Below are 3,235 nucleotides of genomic sequence, written 5' to 3'. Positions count from 1 at the left end.
GAAGCAGTGAATCAGGTCAGCCCGCCGAGCGCCAGAGTTTTTCGAACCGTCCAGCTGTCGCGCATTTCGTCCACCTGCCGCTGCGGCAGGCCGAGCGCACTGGCGAGCCAGCCGACGTTCTCGCCGTCGATGCGGTTGATCATGATCTTGCCCGCCTCGTCCTCGATCCGGATGGCGATGGGCACGCCGCCCAAGCTCTCGTTGTAGGTCCGCCCGTCGATCGCCCACCGCACGCCGATGCCGGGCCGGGTCAGGTTGGCGAGCGCGATCTGGATGCCCGCGTCCGCCGCGGCGGTGAGGCGGGCGCTGGTGGTCTCGGCCTCCAGCGTATCGAGCCGCGCCGAAGTCGCCGCCGCCGCCCCCGCCGCGACCGCCGCCATCACGCCGATCCCGGCGACGACGGCCAGCATCGCATAGCCCTGTTCGTGGCGGGGCGGCGGGCGGCGGGTCACGGGATCTTGCCCTTGGTCTTGAACGGCTCGATCGTCTGGATCTTGGCGCGCAGCTCCTCGGTGATCGCGGTGAGGTCGTCGGGCGTGCGCAGCACGTGCGGCTTGATCAGGATGATCAGTTCGGTGCGCTTCTGCGTGTTGTCGTTGTTGCCGAACAGCAGCCCGCCCAGCACCGGCACCCGGCTGAGGATCGGCACGCCGTTCTTGCCGAAGCTCTTGCTGTCGCGGAACAGCCCGCCCAGCGCGATCACCTGCCCGTCCTGCACCGAGACGGTGGTGGCGACGCGGCGGGTGGTGATGGTGGGCGAATTGGCGACGCCGGTCCGGGTCGTCTGCACGTCGCTCACTTCCTGGCTGACGTCGAGCAGCACTCCCCCGCTGGCGTTGACGCGGGGGGTGATCTTGAGGATCACGCCGGTATCGCGGTACTCGACGGTGTTGGCCGAGAGCAGGTTGCCCGTGCTCGCTCCGCCGCCCAGCGGTGTCACCTGCTGTGCCAGCACCGGCACCTGGTCGCCCACCTGCAGCGCGGCGGTCTGGTTGTTGAGCACCATCAGCTTGGGCGCGGAGACGACCTTGACGGTCGTGCGCTGCTCGAGCGCGTTGAGCGTCGCGCTGATGTCGTTGTTGTTGGAGTAGAAATAGGAGAAGCCCGGGAAGGTTCTGGCCGGCGCGGACGTGGTGCCTTCGCCCAGCGCGAAGTTGGACTGGCCGGTCTGGAAGTTCCACTGCACCCCGTAGCGCAGCGCGTCGTTGAGCCCGACTTCGGTGATCGCCGCCTCGATCATCACCTGCACCGGCGGCACATCGAGCTTGCGCAGCGCATCCTCGAGGATCGCGTAGTCATGCGCCGAACCGAACACGACGACGGCGTTGTTGAGCTCGTCCGCCGAGATGCGGACCTTGAGGCCGGAGCTGCCGGTGTCCGCCGCGCTTGCGGTCGGCGGCGGGGGAGGAGGAGGTGGCGGCGGTAGGCGGCTCGGTCCCGATTGGTCCGGCGTGCTGCTGCTGCTGCGCGGCTCGGGAGCGAAGGGATCGGGGTTGTCGGACGAGGCTGCGCCGCCGCCGATCCCGAACGTGGTGTTGATGGTCTTGACCAGATCGCGCGCCCGGCTGTTCTGGACCCGGTAGATATAGAGCCGCGCTTCGTTGCTGGTGCCTTCGCGGTCGAGCACTTCGACCCAGCGGCGCACGTCCTCAAGGTACTGCTTCTGCGCGCTGATCGCGATGACGCCGTTGATCTTGTCCATCCCGATCAGCCGCACCAGCCCCCGCGTCGGCGCGTCGGGCGCGTTGATCAGCTTGTCGAGCTCGGGCACGATCAGGCGGCTGTCGAGGTGCTGGGGGACGTAGAGCGCGAAGGACATCGCGCGCAGCCAGTTTACGTCGAACTGGTCGATCACCTTGTGCACCGCCTTGCGCTGGGCTTCGGTGCCGGCGATGACCAGCGCGTTCTGGGTGGTGTCGAGCGACTGTACCGCGCCCGGCACGACGGTATCGAGCAGCCGCCGCAGCTCGTCGGCATTGGCGTATTGCAGCCGCACCGTCTCGCTGCCGAAGCCGCGGTCGGCGAGGAATTCGGTGCCGCGCGCCTTGGCCGCGTCTACGGTCAGGATGCGGTATCCCGTGCCTTCCCAGACCATCGCGAGGTTTGCTTTCCGGAGCGAGGCCTCGAACAGATCGAGCAGCTGCTGGCGGCTGACCGGGCCGGCGGTCGTCAGGCCCACATCGACATCGCCCTCGACGCTCACGGTGTAGGGAATGCGCAGCGTGTCGCGCAGCACGATCTGGGCGAGCGTGCGCACGTCGGCGCTGGGAATGGTGAACTCGATGTTGCCCTTCGGCCCGCTGCGGGTGCTCTCGGCGGCGGGAAGCCCGGGCGCGGGCTGGGTGCCGCCGACGAGCGCGGTCGTCACGCCTTCCGGGCGGACGACGGGTGCGGGCGGGGCGGGGGGCAGGGCGCGTTCGACCGGCTGCACCGCCTTGGGCGCGCAGCCTGCCGTGGCCGCCAGCGCGAGGGCCGAGAGGGCGGCCATGGGGATCGTCTTGGGCTTATTCACTGATCATCTCGCTCTCGCTGGAGGCCGGTTCGCTGGCGCCGAAGGCGATGCGCCGGGATGTGCCGTTCTTGAGGAAGCGGGCGCCGTCCGCCTCGATCCGCAGCAGGCGCCAGCCGCGATAGCTTGTGCCCGCCGCCATGCGCAGCACGCGGCCGTTCTCATCGCGCAGGAGCAGCGCCTGCACGCGACCGATTTGCGCGCTGCCCAGAACATAGGTGCCGTCGAGCGGGCCGACCCGGTCCTGCGGTACCAGGCTGACGGAAGTATCCACCTGCGCGCCCAGAACCCGCAGCGGCGAGAACAGCGAGGCGCGGCCCGCAAGGTCCGGCGCGGCGACATCGGCGATAGCGGGCAGGCGGCGGTCCGGCGCGCGCCAGACGCCGAGCGCGGGCGGCACCGCTTCGCCCTGTGGCAGGCCAAGCTGCAGTGCCGCGCCCGCCAGCAGGACTAGCGCGAGCCCGGCGGGGAGCAGCGCACCGTTCGCCTTATCGGGCCGGTACGAAAGGAGCCGTTGCTTCAAGTCTGACATCGAGCAGATCCGATTTGGGATTGGTCAGGGCGTCTTCGGCGACGACGGTCAGGCCATCGACCGCGAGTGCGGGTTTCATCCTATTGAGGCGGGCGAGCAGGCCCGCGAGCTGGGTGTGACTGAGCCGCACCTCGAGCGCGGCGCGCGCCCAGCCTTCATCGGCGGGGAGGGCTTCGGAGGTCTTCACGTCGCCG

4 protein-coding genes are annotated in these 3,235 nt (G+C 69.5%); all 4 read right to left on the bottom strand.

Annotated features, from left to right (window positions below; genetic code table 11):
* Positions 1–11: 11 nt before the first annotated feature.
* Positions 12–452 (bottom strand): hypothetical protein, encoded by a 441-nt coding sequence (locus IP83_RS17675; protein ID WP_054123558.1) that lies wholly within the window; start codon positions 450–452, stop codon positions 12–14.
* A complete protein-coding gene (gspD, locus tag IP83_RS17670) occupies positions 449–2,488 on the bottom strand; it encodes a type II secretion system secretin GspD (RefSeq protein WP_054123557.1) in 2,040 nt (679 codons plus the stop codon). The genes IP83_RS17675 and gspD overlap by 4 nt, the downstream gene beginning before the upstream one ends.
* A gap of 16 nt (positions 2,489–2,504) precedes the next feature.
* The gene (locus tag IP83_RS17665) at positions 2,505–3,032 is read right to left on the bottom strand and encodes a hypothetical protein (RefSeq protein ID WP_054123556.1); all 528 of its coding nucleotides are present in this window, start codon (positions 3,030–3,032) and stop codon (positions 2,505–2,507) included.
* A partial coding sequence (locus IP83_RS17660) for a GspMb/PilO family protein (RefSeq protein ID WP_156309834.1) occupies positions 2,998–3,235 on the bottom strand: 238 nt, incomplete at its 5' end. The genes IP83_RS17665 and IP83_RS17660, both read right to left, overlap by 35 nt.

This window comes from Novosphingobium sp. AAP93, from assembly GCF_001296055.1.
Lineage (GTDB): Bacteria > Pseudomonadota > Alphaproteobacteria > Sphingomonadales > Sphingomonadaceae > Novosphingobium.
This window is presented reverse-complemented; position numbering and strand designations above follow the sequence as displayed.

Excerpts from the sequence above, each read along its gene's own strand:
- gspD (WP_054123557.1), bottom strand. The coding sequence starts at position 2,488 with ATGGCCGCCCTCTCGGCCCTCGCGCTGGCGGCCACGGCAGGCTGCGCG.